The organism is Flavobacterium hydrophilum (genome assembly GCF_003202405.1).
Taxonomy (GTDB): domain Bacteria; phylum Bacteroidota; class Bacteroidia; order Flavobacteriales; family Flavobacteriaceae; genus Flavobacterium; species Flavobacterium hydrophilum.
This window is the reverse complement of record NZ_QJHL01000001.1, coordinates 180,065-196,521: the sequence shown is the minus strand read 5'-3', so window position 1 is coordinate 196,521 and position 16,457 is coordinate 180,065. Positions and strand designations below refer to the sequence as shown.

Here is a 16,457-nt window from a genome sequence, read left to right as displayed (position 1 = left end):
ATTCATTTTCTATTACTTACTTAAACAAAAAAACGGCAATTACTTACTAATTGCCGTTTTTTTATAGTTCAATCTTATTTTTCAGGTATTCAAGCATTTGTAACGTTATAGGCTTGGAAAGAAAGTCAATAATAATAGAATATTTTTTTGCTTTGGCTAAATCTTCAGGGTTAATTGTAGAAGACAAAACAACAACATTTATAGTATTGAATTCATCATAATCAGGAGTTATAAAATGATCTAAAAACTCCCAGCCTCCCATGACAGGCATATTTAAATCCAGAAAAATTAATTGTGGCTTTTCTACAGACTGATCTTTACTATATTTTAAAGTATTAAAATACGATAATGCTTCTTCACCATTTTGAGCTGTAATGATTAATTCAGAAAACCCTGCCTTTGCAATTACTTTTTTAGACAGCATTAATGTAATAGGATCATCATCAATACATAAAATTTGTTTCAGCATAAATTAATTTTTAAATGTTATCATAAATGAGGTTCCTTTGTTTACCTCGCTTTCAACACTAATTGTTCCTCCCATAGTTTCAACCTGGGATTTCACAAGATACAAACCAAGACCTTTACTATCAGGATAATTATGAAATCTTTGATATAATCCAAAAACTTTATCACCGTTTCTTTCTAAATCAATACCAATTCCATTATCAGTAAATGTTAAAAAAACGCTGCGATCAATTTGTTCAGCGGTTATAGAAATTTTTAGTTTTCGATTCTCCGATTTATATTTTATAGAATTGGTCAACAAATTTAGTAATATACTTTCAATATATGCCTTATTTGTGTTAAGTAAAGGAACTTTATCCAATTTAAGTTTTATGATTGGCTTATGTGCTTCTATTTGAAAGGATAACTGACCAAATACATTTTCAAAAACTTCAGCCAAAGAAACCATTTCTTTCTGCATTGAGGGATTATCTTTTATAATGATAACTTTTACTAAATCATTAATTGTTTCATTAAGGAGATGAGTAGACTTATAAAAACCACTCAATATTTCCTCCATCTCCGTATTTTCGACAGGAATATCCTCTATTAAATTTAACAATCCCATTAAATTAGATAACGGAGCTCTTAAATTATGAGAAGTTATATAAGAGAATTGTTTTAAATCTTTATTGTTTTGGGTCAATTCACGGATTAAATGTTCTTTTTCGGTTTCTAATTTTCTTTCTTCAGTAATGTCCTGCTGAATTGATATCCAATGTGACAAAACACCCTCAGCAGTAAAAATTGGAATCATTGAAAACCGGACCCAATATTCTGTTTTGCTTTTACTGTAACTTACCGTTTCAATTAAACATTCTTTTTCATCCTTAATTGCTTTTAATACTTTTTTTAAGGCTTCAGAATCAGAATTAGGTCCTTTAAATAAATTGGGGGATTGTCCCAAAATCTCATCAGATTCGTATCCGGACATCTTCGTGAATGCGGGATTTACGTAAACAATCCTTGGAATTTTTCCATCTGTCGAATTTGCTTCGGTAATTAAAATTGAATCTTTAGATTGTGTAATTACTGTTTCTAAGAGCTTAAGTCTCTGTTCTTCTTCTTTTTGTTTTGTTATATCCTGAATAGCACCAATCATTCGGACAGCTTTACCGTTTTCATCTTTTAAAAGAAAACCTCTGTCTAAAACATATTTATAAGTACCATCAGCACATCTGAAACGATATTGATCCTGCCATTTTTCGGTCTTTTGTTCAATAAAAGAATATAATTTAACAGACATTTTGATGCTGTCTTCGGGATGTATTTTATCAAACCACCATTTGGAAGTTGCGCCTACATCTCCCTGCTTATATCCAAAAACATTTTCGATTCCTTTATTCCATGTGATGTAATCTTCCTGAATTCTCCAGTCCCATATAGTATCACTTGTAGCTTTTGCAACTATATCATACTTCTCATTAGATTCCTTAATCTCTTGATTAGTTAATTGCATTTTCTTTAAAATGGAAATATTTCTACTTTCATTTTTGGATAAAATATAATTAAAAATAAGCCCTGTAAAAAAGATAAAAAAGATATCCTTTATAAAACTAAAATAAAAAAACTCTGTTTTTAAAGCGTAGTAAACTAGAAATTTATGACATAAGATAGCCATAAATAACGAAGTGATAATATATATCAGTGTAATTTGTTTGGGTTTACTTTTCATTACTCAAATATAGGCAAATAAACCAAATTCAACCAAGTAGAAATACTTTTAAATCGATAGAATTATTACCATTTCGTTAAACTAATTCATTGGCATTACGTAAACTATCTCCAAAACGTTTTTTATATCAAAATAAAGTGTACCTTTGCACCCATTAAAAATCACAGATGGAATCTATTAGAAACATTGCAATTATTGCCCACGTCGATCACGGTAAAACCACTTTGGTTGATAAAATTATGTATCACTGTCAATTATTTCGTGACAACGAAAATACAGGTGATTTAATTCTTGATAATAACGATTTAGAGCGTGAGAGAGGTATTACTATTACTTCTAAAAACGTTTCTGTTCAATATAAAGGAACAAAAATCAATATTATTGACACTCCTGGCCACGCCGATTTTGGAGGTGAAGTAGAACGTGTATTGAACATGGCCGATGGTGTATGTTTGCTAGTGGATGCCTTTGAAGGTCCGATGCCACAAACGCGTTTCGTATTACAAAAAGCAATTGATTTAGGTCTTAAGCCTTGTGTAGTTATCAATAAAGTTGATAAAGAAAACTGTACTCCTGAAGAAGTTCACGAAAAAGTTTTTGACTTAATGTTTGAATTAGGAGCTGAAGAATGGCAGTTGGATTTCCCAACAGTTTATGGTTCTGCTAAAAACAACTGGATGTCTGATCATTGGGAAAATGTAACTGATAATGTTGAAGCATTATTAGATATGGTTGTTGACAATGTACCTGCGCCTAAAGTTTCTGAAGGAACTCCTCAAATGTTGATTACATCTTTAGACTTCTCAGCTTTTACAGGTCGTATTGCTATTGGTCGTCTTGAAAGAGGTGTTCTTAAAGAAGGTATGCCAATATCTTTAGTAAAAAGAGATGGTACTATAACAAAATCAAGAATTAAAGAATTACATACTTTTGAAGGTCTTGGACGTAAAAAAGTTACAGAAGTAATTGCCGGAGATATTTGTGCTATTGTTGGAGTTGAAGGTTTTGAAATTGGTGACACCATCTCTGATCATGAAAACCCTGAAGGTTTAGCATCTATTGCTATTGATGAGCCGACAATGAGTATGTTGTTTACTATTAACGACTCTCCATTCTTTGGTAAAGAAGGTAAATTTGTAACTTCACGTCATATTAGAGAAAGATTAACAAAAGAATTAGAGAAAAACTTAGCTATGAAGCTGGGTGAAACTGATTCTGCTGATAAATTCATGGTTTTTGGTCGTGGTGTACTTCACTTATCTGTTCTTATTGAAACAATGAGAAGAGAAGGTTACGAATTACAAATCGGTCAGCCACAGGTTATCATCAAAGAAGTTGATGGTGTTAAATGTGAGCCAATTGAGGAATTAACAATCGATTTACCAGAAAATCTTTCAGGAAGAGCGGTTGAATTCGTGACACTTCGCAAAGGCGAAATGTTGAGTATGGAAACTAAAGGTGAGCGTATGATTGTAAAATTCAATATACCATCACGTGGAATTATTGGATTGCGTAACCAATTACTTACTGCAACAGCTGGTGAGGCTATTATGGCACACCGTTTTATAGGATATGAGCCTTACAAAGGAGAAATTGCCGGACGTAACAAAGGTTCATTGATTTCTATGGAAAAAGGAAAAGCAATTCCTTATTCTATCGATAAATTACAAGATCGTGGTAAGTTTTTTGTTGAACCAAATACTGAAATTTACGAAGGTCAGGTAATTGGAGAAAACTCTCGTGCTGATGATATGTGTGTAAACGTAACTAAAGAGAAAAAACAATCTAACGTTCGTTCTTCAGGAGCTGATGAAAAAGCGAGAATTATTCCTCCAATCATTTTCTCTTTAGAAGAAGCTTTAGAATACATTCAAAAAGATGAATATGTAGAGGTTACACCAAAATCTATTCGTTTGAGAAAAATCTATTTAACAGAAACTGACAGAAAAAGATTTAAATTCTAATTTCTAAAGTTCAATATAATAAATCCCAAATTCCAATCTAAAATGGAATTTGGGATTTTTTTTTACACCATTTATTGAATCTAAAATGTTATCTTTTTAAAGTAAAATGTCCTTTTGCTTCACGGCCATCTTCAAATTTTGCAGTGTACCAATAATCATCTGCCGGAAGCGGAGTTCCCTGAAATGTGCCATCCCAACCTGAACCAGAGCCAGAAATTTGCGTGATCATTTTACCATACCTGTCAAAAATATAAATGATAGATTTTGAAAAGAAATCCGCGCTTACTCCTTCGATTTTCCATACATCATTATGCCTGTCTCCATTTGGAGTAAAAAATTTTGGAACTCCAAGAACTGCAATTTCTTTTTCAGCAATTCCGCATCCATTCAAGTCTTTAATGTAAACGGTATGAAAACCAACAGGAACATTTTCGAATAAATTTGAATCCTGATATGGTCCGTTTGAATCTGCAATACTATAAACATATTCCCCAGGTCCTGCTACATCTATTGAAACCGAATTATACTCGCTTAGGTCCTTAACTTTAACAGCTGTAATATCAGCAATATTTGATGCCACGACTTTTATTGTTCGGGTTCTGGAACAATTATTTGTATTTTTCACTTCAACAGTATAGGTTCCTTCTTTATTAACTTCTACAAAATAAGTTGTTGCTCCAGAAATTACATCTCCATTCAAATACCATTGATATGTGTAATTATTTATTGGTGTACCATCATTAATCCCTGCTTCAAGCTTCACCATAAATTCCGGCAGATTGTTACAGACAATTTCATTTTCCAGTCCGTCAGTGTTTAAATCTATACTTGGAAATGGATTTACGATTAAATTAAAAGTTGTAAATCCAAAACAATCATTAGATAAAGAATTTTCTACTCTTACCCAAATTTTTTGATTGTTTGGATATCCGGTGTTTCGATAATTTGAAATATCTGTAATCTCTAATGATTTTCCCAAAGCATCTGTTTCCGCAAGAAAATCAGTTTCATTTTTATAATAACTTACAGTATAATTTGATGCAGAAGCCGGAAGAGTATTTTTGATTTGCTGTGTTACATTACTAAAATCAAACCCCGAAATACCATCTGTATCTGTACTAATTCCATTTACAAAATCATCACATACCTGAAAATCTGCAATTTTAAAGCTATTCGGAATTTGAGTCACAGAAATAACAAGATTCAATTGTGATACAGTAAAACAGCCATTTGCATTTTCAATACGCACGTAAATTGTTTTATCAGAAGTATTATAAGCTAAAGGATTTGCAATTAATAATGAATTATCTTTTGATTCGGCAGCTACCTTAGTATTATAATAACTAAAACTTTCTAAAGCCGAATTTAATGAAATACTATTATTTTTCTGTGTCAGATTAAATGTCGAAATACCGTCTGTATCATCATCGCACTGCACTAAAGTTATCGGTGAATTGATTATTGGTAATGCTAATATTGTCAAAGTTGCAGTATTAGAATATAATCCGCATGAATTTCCTGCTCGGTTCAAGAACACTCTGTATTGATAAGTATTCATCGATTTCAAAACATCAGATACTGTTAAGGATGCCGAATTCACACCTGAATAAGTTACATTATTAACTAAATCAGTCCAGATCGCACCATTGTTTCTTGAAACCTGCCATTGATAACCTGTGACCGATGCAGCCGTGATTGTAAAAACTGTATTCTGTAGTTCACAAACCGATTTATTTTCTGGTTGCTTGTCAATAATAATTGGGGCTGCAATCACATAATTTAAATTTGGAGCTGTATAACCAATTCCACTTGTAACAATCCCATTTCTATTTACTACAGGAGAAACTGCTCCCAAAAAACGATCATTATTAACATCAATAAATCCAGCTTCTATAACGTCCGGACATAAATCATCATCGCTATCAAGTTCGAAATAATTATAAACACCATCTGAATCAGTATCTGTTATACTGTAATTTAGTTTTCCACTTTCAGGAGTAGTTTCTACAGAATCTGCTAATCCGTTTCTTCCAAAATTATTCCCGTCAATTGCACCATTAAAATTTGTATCTACGGCATTACTTCCTGATTCTGTCAAATCGTAAATTCCATCATTATCACTATCCAAATCTAAATAATCAGGAATAGTATCATTGTCGAAATCCACTGGTGTTATCCCGTTTCCATAAACATCATCAATTCCATCGTGATTGGCATCTACATTAGATACCACTTTTAAGTTTGTAGCCTGTGCTTCAACTGAATCCGGGATACCATCATTATCACTATCCAAATCTAACTGATCTGAAATTCCATCGCCATCGGAATCTTTAGGAACACAAGCTAAATAAAACTTTAAGGATGTTTTATTTGCAGCTGTGTCGGATAAATTTTGATGTTTAAAACTAATCATTTTAGACTGATTCGTTAAAAACTTAAAAGTTCCGGTTCCGGGTGCTAATGGAACAGCACCATTTAACCTGAAACGGATTTCAAAGGATGAAAACTCAGTTACACCGCTTTCATAAAAACCGTCATAATTGGTATCAATCAATAATTGATTGTTTGGATTTAATACGGTTATTGTTTTGTTGATTTCTGAATTCACAATATATTCAGCAGTAGAATTCAGCAAATCAGCAGTATTTCCTGCAGTAATATAATCCAGTCCAACTGAGACCGGTTGAGCAAAATTCATCGTGTACTTTACCCAATTGGTTTTTCCTGCAGGTACTTCACTAATAAAACTTCCGTCAGTATTTCCTAAAAAAGGAATACTGCTGGCTGTCATTGAAGTGGTAACAGATCCTGTGAATGAATTAGTATATGTACCAATAGAAATATTTTTAGAACTTGGAGTAGAAATATCTACAGGATTATTTCCAAACGATTCAGTACAATTCGTTATCCCATCCCCATCATTATCCTGATCTATATTATCATTTGCTTTATCATTATCCATGTCTGTCGGGCAATCACTAACCGGAATTTCATCAGAGAAGAAATCTGTACCACAGGCGGACAACGTCGCTTTTACTTTGTAATATCCGGGTTGCGTTGGTGAATATGAATTTGAAACTGCTTCTGGAATTTTGACATCATTAAAATACCACTCAAATACATCAAATCCAGCCACGGAACTTACATTAAGTCTGACATTAGGAATACAGCCTGATTGGGTTACACTTAATTGTTGAAAATTAATTTCCGGTTTAAAAGTAAAACCTGAGTAGTATCCCCCAAATGTTGCTGCATCATCACTTCCATAAGCTGCCAAATACAATTGTGAAGTCGAAAACACCGAGACATTTCCTTTTAGCCCCGTTAGAACATAGCATTCATATTCTGTATTGCCTGTAACGGCACTTGGTCCAAAAACCTTTACTTCTGGAAGTAGTGAAGCTAAAGTGTATGGAACCTTATCAATTATAAAATTTAAATCTGAACCTTTTTTTGTTGTAATCGTAACCCTGCCTTTAAAAACACGATTCCCCACTGACTCAATCGAAGGAATATTATCTATGGATTTTGGAGTCTGGCAGCTTAAGGGCGGTACAAAAAACATTTCCTGATTAGCTTCATCTCCTCTTACAGCATCGCCAATACTTTGATAGGCAAAAATATTTTTGCTGGAACGTACATATAAATTACCCTGAACATTATAATATGAACCTAAAAGCGAAACATATTCACCCGCATCAATAGAGTAATCCGGAGTTGCAGAGCCATTCAAAAATATTTCGGTATCATCTTCATGGGCTATTAAAATCACTTTTTCTACGTTTTCTGAACCTGTACTTTTAATAAATACATACTCAGTTCCGGTTCTTTCTGCAGAAACAATTTGATCAATACCTAAGTCAATATTATTCCTTACCTCTCCATTAGATCCGGCAAACGAACCACAATTGACAGCAATAGGTTTATTCGAAGTAATTAACGCTCCAATCAGCGCATCATTATTAATTGGTGTAGGGCCCTGGACTGCAATAGTATAACTTTCTCCACTATTTAAAGTAATATTTGGTAGTGAGTTTCCTGTAAGAACATTATTTATCAAAACCGCACCTGTTTTGATATCTTTAAAACTGACTACTGTATTATTTTCAGTTGCTAAAACAGATGCAAATGTTAAATGTCTGTCTGAATAACCTTCGTTTAATTTATTGGTAAGACCACTAATTCTAAACTGAGTTCCTAATGCAGCTAACCCTTTAGAAACTATTTCACTTGCCTGATTCCCTGTTCTGTCAATAACTCTAACTGTCGCATACACAACATCTCCTGCCTCAATAGTATAGCCACGATTAGATTGAATATTGCTTACTTCAAATTCTTCAAGAACAAGCTGATTCGCATTGTGTGCGTTAATATCAAAGATATAAGGAGTATCCCTGGAAACTATTCCTTTAGTAGTTACTCCTCCAATTTCGTTTATACTAAAATTAACCGGAGTTAAACTTGGGGTTGAAATATAAATATACTGCTCACCTACTGGCACACCACTGGAAGCCACCACTGGTGGGATATAATGAGTTTTACTAAATTGTGAAAAACTCAAAAATGGTAATAACAGCAATGAAAGATATAAAAGTATATTTTTTAGCATATTTTAAAAGTAATAATTTTTAGATTACTTTTAAAATCAAAATATTTTTTTACCCCTTTTTACAAAGTTATTTCTCTAAATATATTCAAATAATCTGAAAAAAACTACATTATCAATAACGCTACAAATCTCTTTTTTTCAACAACTTATATGAAAAGTAAACAAATAAGAAAGTCCAGACCATTACAATTAAAACTGAAAAATAGTCAACACTATAATCTTTAACATTTTCAACACCCATTTGGGTACCAATGGTTTTGATCACAGACAATCTTGTGAATGGTTCAACAATTAAATTTGACATTGCCTCTAATGGAAAGAATTTCATAATTGTATAGCCAATAGTACTTTCCGGGAAGATTTTAAATATTAAAAGCCCTTTTGCAATCCCTTCAAGTATGCTCCAAACCAAAAGAAAACCTAATGCAAAAGCGGATCTTTTTACTAAAATTCCTAAAAACAAACAGAAAGAAAAGAATCCTGTTAGTTTTATAAAAAAGGCTAAGAGATAATCCAAATCCGTGAAAATAATTCCGAATTCTGTATAAGATGAGAAACAAAGTCCTAAAATGAGACTCATTACAAAAACGAAAATTGTAGAGCAAAAAGCAAAAACGACAACCGTAAAGAATTTAGACAATACAAATTCTTTTTTGCTTAAACCATCAATCAAATTTTGCTTCAAAGTTCCATAACTATATTCATTTGCCATCATAGAAACGATTACAATCGCCAGAAAAAATTTCAGCCAGGCAGCAACATACGTATTAAAATGCCAAATAAACGGAAAATTAAAAATCCCCATTTCAGCTAAATGGAATTTAAAAATTCCCAAATCAAATTTTATTGACGCAATTAAAGCGATAAATGAAAGTAAAATGAAATAAGTTAATGTTAATACTTTACTGGCTTTATTTTTCCAGATTTTTTGAAATTCTATAGAGATAAGTCTGTTCATGGTTAATTATTTTGAACGCTGGCGTTTTTGGTTAATTCTAAAAATTGGGCTTCTAAACTGTTTTTTCGTCTTACTAAATGACTCAGTACAATATTTCTGGAAAATAAAAACTGATTTAGTTCTGAAGCTGATAACTCTGATTTTAAATAAACCAAAACTTTTCCTTCTTCTTCAGTAATCCTGTCAACAGCCGAATGTTCATTTAAAACGGATTTCAAAGCTTCATTATCTTCAGACTGAACTTCAAAGAAACCTTCATTTGCAGACATCCCGTCTACAGAACCCGAATACAGCATCTCTCCTTTTCGCAAAACAACCACATGCGAACATACTTTCTCGACTTCATCCAATAAATGGGAAGCCAATAAAATGGTAGTTCCCAACGAAGCGATTTTTCTAATAATATCGCGAATCTGATGAATTCCCTGTGGATCCAAACCATTCGTTGGCTCATCTAAAATTAAAATTTCAGGATCATTTAAAAGTGCCGAAGCAATTGCCAAACGCTGCTTCATTCCCAGTGAAAAAGTACTGAACTTACTATTCTTTCTTTCTGTCAAACCAACTAAATCAAGCTTTTCACTAATTTTAGAATAATCAATGCTTTTTATTTTGCACACCAGCTTCAGGTTTTCTTCAGCAGTCATGTAAGGATAAAAATTAGGTCTTTCAATTATAGCACCCACTTTTTTCAAGGCGTCGTGAGTCTGCATTTTTCCGCCAAACCAGCTATAATTACCAGATGTCCGGTTCACAACATTCAGAACAATTCCTAAAGTTGTTGATTTTCCGCTTCCGTTTGGGCCTAAAATCCCATAAACGCGTCCTTTTTGTATTTCAAAAGATATATTTTTCAGGGCCTGAATCCGCCCATATCTTTTATGAAGATTCTCAATTGTAAGTATGGTTTCCAAATTTATTTCGGTTTTAGTTTTTAGTAAGACGTTTCAACTTTCTTTTTGTTACTCCTGAATATAAATTAATGTAAATTTGCATTAAAGATATTGAAAATGAGCGAGCCATTAATGCTGTTAAAAAAGCCCTCCTACCCTTTAACACAATCCCTTTTAAGTTATCTGGAACGATATGAACGGATCTCAAAAGTTTCTGTGTTTTATGATGATTTATTGCGTTTTTCGGGCTCTGTAAACGTATATGATAAGCATGATGTTGACACTTTATGGATCAGGGTTTATTACAATGAATTTGAAAGAAATGAAATTGACCTGAACCTCAAAAAAATCTATTCGCTTCTGCATTCTGATGGAAACAGTGAAATTATTCAGTATCTCAATGTTGATGCAATTGACTATTGCACTTTTGGAAACTCAAAACCTTTCCGAATTAAGGTCCGAAACATCCTTAACGACAATTATGTTCACTTTTACATCAAAAAAGCGGATGCTTCCAGAATTTACGGACTGGAATTAGAAGACATTCTGTCTCCTGACAAAATCAATTTTCTGGTTTACAACGATACTTTAATCGAAGAACATATTATCGGGATTCCGGGTGATGTTTTTATGGATACTTTGCTGGAAAAATGTACTGAAACTGAAAAAGCACAAATTGCAAAAGAGTTTGTGAAATTTAATGAGCGTTGCATGATTCGGTTATTGGGCGACATGAGAGCCTATAATTATGTAATTGTCCCGATTCATGATTTTGATCAGGTGGTTTACAAAATCCGTCCAATAGATTTTGATCAGCAATGTTATGAAGGCAATTTTAAGGTATATCGCCCGCAGTTTTTCAAGGAAAATTATCCAATGATAAAACTGATAAAGGATAAGCTTGAAGAACGTTCTATTTTTCAGTATAAAGATGAAGAGCGCGCTATTTTGGCAAAGCGTATTCACTCTGCCGAAAACAGAATTAAAAAATTATTAAACATAATGTGTCACGATACCATTTCAACAGAAGAACATCTGAATCAGCTAAAAATGGAATTATACCGTTATACTAATGATATGAAATTTAAAAATGCCAAATCAATGGGACATATTATGTATGCAGCATTTGAATTCATAACACGTAATTTTAAAAACACTAATCTGGTTTAAATAAAATATAATCTTATGAAAAAGTTTTTTTTACTTGGAACCTCTGTTGCTTTATTAGCTTGCCAGCAACAATCCAATACTGATACTGATTTAAAAACGCTTTATTCACTTCCGAAAAAGTTAAAAGAAGTTTCAGGAATAACATATTTTCCGGAAACCAATTTGATTTATACCTTGGAGGATAGTGGTAACAAAAATGAAATTTACGCCATAAATTCAGAAGGAAAATTAGAAAAAACCATTGCAATTACCAATGCTGTCAATACAGACTGGGAAGATATTACGAAAGACAAGGAAGGAAATATCTATATTGGCGATTTCGGCAATAACGATAATGAACGTCAGGATTTATGTATTTACAAAGTAGCCAAAGGCGAGTTAAATAAAGAAAATGCCGTTTCAGAATATAAAGTTTCTTTTTCATATCCTGAACAAACTGAATTTCCGCCAAAGAAAAAAGAGCTATTCTATGATGTTGAAAGTTTTTTTGAACAAGGTGGTTACTTTTATCTTTTTACCAAAAACAGAAGTAAAGGTTTTGACGGTACCGCTTTTATATACAAAATTAAAAACGCTTCAGGAACTCAAAAAGCGGTAAAAATAGGCGAATTTAAAACCTGCAACAACTACAATCATTGTGTTTTAACAAGTGCTACCATTAGCCCGGATGGAAAAAAAGTTGTTCTATTAAGCCACGATAAAATAGTTTTGTTTAAAGATTTCTCCGGTGATTTATATCATAAAGGAACTCAGACAGAAATTAGTTTAGATCATTTTTCGCAAAAAGAAGCCATTGTTTTTAAAGACAATAATACTTTATTAATCGCCGATGAAAAAACAAACAAAGTAGGCGGGAATGTCTATGAGTTTAAACTGAAATAGTTCTATGTAAGATGTGGAAAAATCTTTGTTGCGTTGATTCTCTTAGAAGCTATATGCCGCTCCAAAAACCACTCTTCCACGCTCATCCGGCGACTGAAAATAAGAGATTCTCGCAGTCAGTATGTTTATTGCATTTAACCATAATCCACCACCATAATCCTGATGCCATTTTTTAGAATTTTCTCCGTCAAGCCAAATTCTTCCGTAATCAAAACCTCCAAGAATTCCATATGTTAACGGAGCAACCGTACGATGAATTTTACCAATGCTCAATCTTAAATCTGTACTTTGAGAAAAGTATGAATCTCCTAAAAAGCGCTCGTTTCTATAACCGCGTAAATCAGTGTCCCCTCCTAAAAAAGCACCGTGATAAAAATTAAAATTATTGTTTAAAACGGCTTTACCTTTAAAATAAGTTGCCAAAACTAATTTTCCGTTGTGATCAATTTTATGTGTAAAACCTAAAATACTTTCTAATGTTGGAAAATTTTGCTCTGTATCGGTTAAGTTCGTTGTCCACATACCCGAAATCATAAAATGTATTCCTAAGGTTGGTTTAGCAACAAAATCAGCGTTTTTAAAAACATATTTTACTTTTAAACTTCCGTAATTCTGACTATCAAATACTTTTGGATTTACTATTCCCGGCAAATCAATAAATCTGTCATCTGTTTCTTCAACTGTCATTCTTTGAAAAATCGGCTGTACACTAAATTCGCTTCCATAACGCCCTACGTGTCTAATTGCAGCTGCAGCACTAAACTTTCTAATGCGAACCCGGTTATAATCCATCCCAAAGTCTTTATCATCGTTCTCCGTTTCATTTCCATATCCAAAATAATTCATAGCAAAATTTGGCGTTGTATATTGAGAATCTACATCAATAACCCATTTCCCTAACAATCCCGGGAAATGTGCAGCATAATTAAATTCTAATCCTCCGGTTGCAAAATAATAGAACCCGTTAAAAGTATGTTTTTGCGTATAGGGGTTCTGCTTAAAATTATTAACCGTATAATTTAAATTTATCCCAACTTTTACACCATCATCCGGATTAAACCCAATATTTGGAAGTCCGGCAATTACATTATACTTTGGCCTTTCATAATTGTACAAATTGGTATCATAATCATCTGTAAGCTGCGTTTTGGTTTTTGAATCTAAGTTATAAGTATTTTCTTTTGATTTAAAATCATACACAATAACTTTTTTACCATTTTCGATAGTATAAGTATCATTGTTTTGACCGCCGATCAAACGAATCTTGATTTTTGATTTTTGATTACCAATTACCTGAAATATATCATTATCATCAAGCCCATAGACCCACAAATTTTTGGTTTTCGCATCAGCTACTGTTTTGGTATAAACTAACTCATCCCCTTCTTTTTTCACTCTGAAAACCTGTACTTCAATAGATTTTTTCGCATTATGATTGATCACAAACTTGTCTTTTTTATCAGTTCCTGCAATCATTACCGTGCGACTTAATACATCAAAATACCTGGAAGCATATTTTTGAAGGTCTTTTTTTCTGTTTTTCAATTTATTTTTGATGTCCTCAACCGTTTCATCCTGAACTTCTTTGGGCATGTTTTTGAAAGCAGTATCAATATCAGCATCTGATAAATTTTCCTGAATAAATTTAGCCTGTGTAATCCAGTCCTTTTCTTCTGCCGTTCTCAAAAAAGCCAAATCCATTGGATAAGGTTCTCTTCCAAGCCATTTTACATTGATTTTATCACCTTTAAAAGTACGCATATGACGAAGCGCCGGAATATTCATTAAAAGAGAAAGTAAAGCTCCGTCATATTTTGCAAAAGCCTGATCACGATCACGCGGAATTGGTTTGTAAATAATTTTATCTCCTTTTTTATATTCGCCCCAGCGCCATTGATCACTGTGTCTGTCCCAATCGCCAATCAATATATCAAACAACCTTGCTTTTATGTATTCCTTTTCATCAACGGTGTATTTCTCATCCTTATGAAGATTTTTCATCATATCATCAGTACTGATAATATTAGATGGATTTCCAAAATTTTTCGCATCCAGATGGTTATCCGCAGGACGTTCTTCAACCATGTACAACTGATTTCCGAAGTTTGAATTAAACTCTTTTAAACCTTCCTGTTTCGGAATATAATACAAGATTGGATTAGTATGCGAAAGCCCTATCTGATCCGACATACTGGCTGTTACAAAAGGTGCATACGGATGAGACGTAGTGTAAAAATCCAGTAAAAAATTCTCAGTATATGTATTTTGAAAATCATTCACAACATACTGATCTTTAAAAGCAACAGATTGCAAAAAAACTGTTGCACTTTTTTTCATCCCGCGCATCACATATTCTCTCCCTTTTGAGTCAGACATTCTTAAGGAAACAGACTGATGACCTCCTCCTTCCCGAATAGGTTTCAGACCTCCCATTAAAGTATCAGTTGTCGCTATTCTGGCTTCAATGGGCATACTGTAATACGTTCTGTAATGTTTTCCGAATAAGAATTTATGAAACTTACTTTTATCTGTCATTTCAGGAGTGTAAATCGAAGTTTGAATGGTTGACGGAAATTTATTAGAAGCCTCTGAAGCCCAGTTAAATTCTTTGGCTTTTATAATTTCCTGCTCAAAAAGCATCTTTTCCTTATTATTTTCATTTCCGAAAAAAGCCACTTTTGCATCACCGCTTTTGTATAAAGTCAGGGTTGCGTAACCATTTCCTCCGTATGAAAAATCAGTTGAGTTAATAGCCCTTGCTGCTTCAGATTTTGAACCTGCACCGCTAATAATTTGCCTGATATTCTCTTTACTGATATATTGCAGATTATGATCATGCCCCGAAACAACAATCACATTCTTTTGTTTTTGCAATAGTGTTTTAATGCGTTTTGAATAAATAGTATATTGTTTATTCTGAAGATCCTGGGGACTCGCTCCTGAAGTTTTTCTAAGTAGATTGATAAATGATCCAATTACCGGAAGCGGGATCTTTTTTTCTAAAGGAAACAATTGTTTTTCTAATGAAAACTGACCACCATGCGATCCGTTGCTCATTAAAGGATGATGAATAGCTAAAACGACCGTTTTTTCCTGATTTTTATTCAAAACATTTTCCAGTTCATCAAAAAAATCTTCTCTGGTTTTAATATCACAATTGTCATTTATAGTAGGATGATCATCCCAATCTTCCAGAAACCATTCACTGTCTACAGTTACTAATGTTATAGTACTGTCAATTTTCACATCTTCAATCGCGCACGATTTTCTAGGCAGAAACGCTTTTTTATCGTTTAAATATTTGGTTACAAAATCGGCTTGACGTTCCAGGCCTTTGATTCCGCTGTACCAATCGTGATTGCCCGGAATTACAATTGTTTTTCCCTTAAATCCTTTGGTTAACTTTAATTGATTTATAAGTTTTTCTTCTGCTAAAGCTATTTCTGAAGCTTCGCCATTTGCAGGAAAACCTTTTGGATAAATATTATCTCCTAAAAACAATAAAGTCGCTTTTTTATTTGACTTTTTAAGTTTTTGATGTAGTAGTTCCAGAGTTTGCTGAGCCTGCACTTGATCGGCATTTCCGGCATCACCAACTAAATAAAACGTGTGTGCAATTTTTATGGTATCAGTTGCGTTTTGTGTTTCACCTGCACTTACATTTTTTCCGTATTGCGCTTTATGCGTTGCACAGGAAATTATAACTAAGGCTGTGAATATTGCGAAAGAAAAATTTTTAATCTTAGCAATAAAATGATTATCAAAAAACAATTTCATAATTTAGTGGTATAAAAATATT

At 33.1% G+C, this 16,457-nt stretch carries 9 protein-coding genes; 3 read left to right on the top strand and 6 right to left on the bottom strand.

Features of this window, described 5'->3' with window-relative positions:
• Window positions 1-61: 61 nt before the first annotated feature.
• Together DMB68_RS00885 and DMB68_RS00880 are read right to left on the bottom strand one after the other, a co-directional pair.
• Window positions 62-469: a response regulator gene (locus tag DMB68_RS00885; RefSeq protein ID WP_110344802.1), complete on the bottom strand. Its 408-nt coding sequence runs from the start codon at window positions 467-469 to the stop codon at window positions 62-64.
• Window positions 470-472: 3 nt separating this feature from the next.
• Entirely contained in the window at window positions 473-1,966 is a 1,494-nt protein-coding gene (locus tag DMB68_RS00880; RefSeq protein ID WP_231131556.1) for a PAS domain-containing sensor histidine kinase, read from the bottom strand.
• 383 nt (window positions 1,967-2,349) lie between these two features.
• Between DMB68_RS00880 and typA the strand changes: the two genes are divergently transcribed.
• Window positions 2,350-4,146, top strand: a complete 1,797-nt coding sequence (gene typA, locus DMB68_RS00875; RefSeq protein ID WP_110344800.1) for a translational GTPase TypA — start codon at window positions 2,350-2,352, stop codon at window positions 4,144-4,146.
• Between the two features lie 88 nt (window positions 4,147-4,234).
• Here the strand turns inward: typA and DMB68_RS00870 are convergent, their stop codons facing one another.
• From DMB68_RS00870 to DMB68_RS00860, 3 genes are all read right to left on the bottom strand, one after another.
• Window positions 4,235-8,755 (bottom strand): T9SS type B sorting domain-containing protein, encoded by a 4,521-nt coding sequence (locus DMB68_RS00870; RefSeq protein WP_110344799.1) that lies wholly within the window; start codon window positions 8,753-8,755, stop codon window positions 4,235-4,237.
• Window positions 8,756-8,876: 121 nt separating this feature from the next.
• The gene (locus tag DMB68_RS00865; RefSeq protein ID WP_110344798.1) at window positions 8,877-9,713 is read right to left on the bottom strand and encodes an ABC transporter permease; all 837 of its coding nucleotides are present in this window, start codon (window positions 9,711-9,713) and stop codon (window positions 8,877-8,879) included.
• A gap of 2 nt (window positions 9,714-9,715) precedes the next feature.
• Window positions 9,716-10,627: an ABC transporter ATP-binding protein gene (locus DMB68_RS00860; RefSeq protein ID WP_110344797.1), complete on the bottom strand. Its 912-nt coding sequence runs from the start codon at window positions 10,625-10,627 to the stop codon at window positions 9,716-9,718.
• 96 nt (window positions 10,628-10,723) lie between these two features.
• Here DMB68_RS00860 and DMB68_RS00855 point away from each other — a divergent pair, with 96 nt between their 5' ends.
• Both DMB68_RS00855 and DMB68_RS00850 read left to right on the top strand, forming a co-directional pair.
• Entirely contained in the window at window positions 10,724-11,776 is a 1,053-nt protein-coding gene (locus tag DMB68_RS00855) for a hypothetical protein (protein WP_110344796.1), read from the top strand.
• 15 nt (window positions 11,777-11,791) lie between these two features.
• Window positions 11,792-12,658, top strand: coding sequence for an SdiA-regulated/phytase-like domain-containing protein (locus DMB68_RS00850; RefSeq protein WP_110344795.1), 867 nt, complete (start codon window positions 11,792-11,794; stop codon window positions 12,656-12,658).
• Between the two features lie 42 nt (window positions 12,659-12,700).
• Here the strand turns inward: DMB68_RS00850 and DMB68_RS00845 are convergent, their stop codons facing one another.
• The gene (locus DMB68_RS00845; protein WP_110344794.1) at window positions 12,701-16,435 is read right to left on the bottom strand and encodes a metallophosphoesterase; all 3,735 of its coding nucleotides are present in this window, start codon (window positions 16,433-16,435) and stop codon (window positions 12,701-12,703) included.
• Between the last annotated feature and the right edge of the window lie 22 nt (window positions 16,436-16,457).

Excerpts from the sequence above, each read along its gene's own strand:
- DMB68_RS00885 (WP_110344802.1), bottom strand. The coding sequence starts at position 469 with ATGCTGAAACAAATTTTATGTATTGATGATGATCCTATTACATTAATG.
- DMB68_RS00880 (WP_231131556.1), bottom strand. The coding sequence starts at position 1,966 with ATGCAATTAACTAATCAAGAGATTAAGGAATCTAATGAGAAGTATGAT.
- typA (WP_110344800.1), top strand. The coding sequence starts at position 2,350 with ATGGAATCTATTAGAAACATTGCAATTATTGCCCACGTCGATCACGGT.
- DMB68_RS00870 (WP_110344799.1), bottom strand. The coding sequence starts at position 8,755 with ATGCTAAAAAATATACTTTTATATCTTTCATTGCTGTTATTACCATTT.
- DMB68_RS00865 (WP_110344798.1), bottom strand. The coding sequence starts at position 9,713 with ATGAACAGACTTATCTCTATAGAATTTCAAAAAATCTGGAAAAATAAA.
- DMB68_RS00855 (WP_110344796.1), top strand. The coding sequence starts at position 10,724 with ATGAGCGAGCCATTAATGCTGTTAAAAAAGCCCTCCTACCCTTTAACA.
- DMB68_RS00850 (WP_110344795.1), top strand. The coding sequence starts at position 11,792 with ATGAAAAAGTTTTTTTTACTTGGAACCTCTGTTGCTTTATTAGCTTGC.
- DMB68_RS00845 (WP_110344794.1), bottom strand. The coding sequence starts at position 16,435 with ATGAAATTGTTTTTTGATAATCATTTTATTGCTAAGATTAAAAATTTT.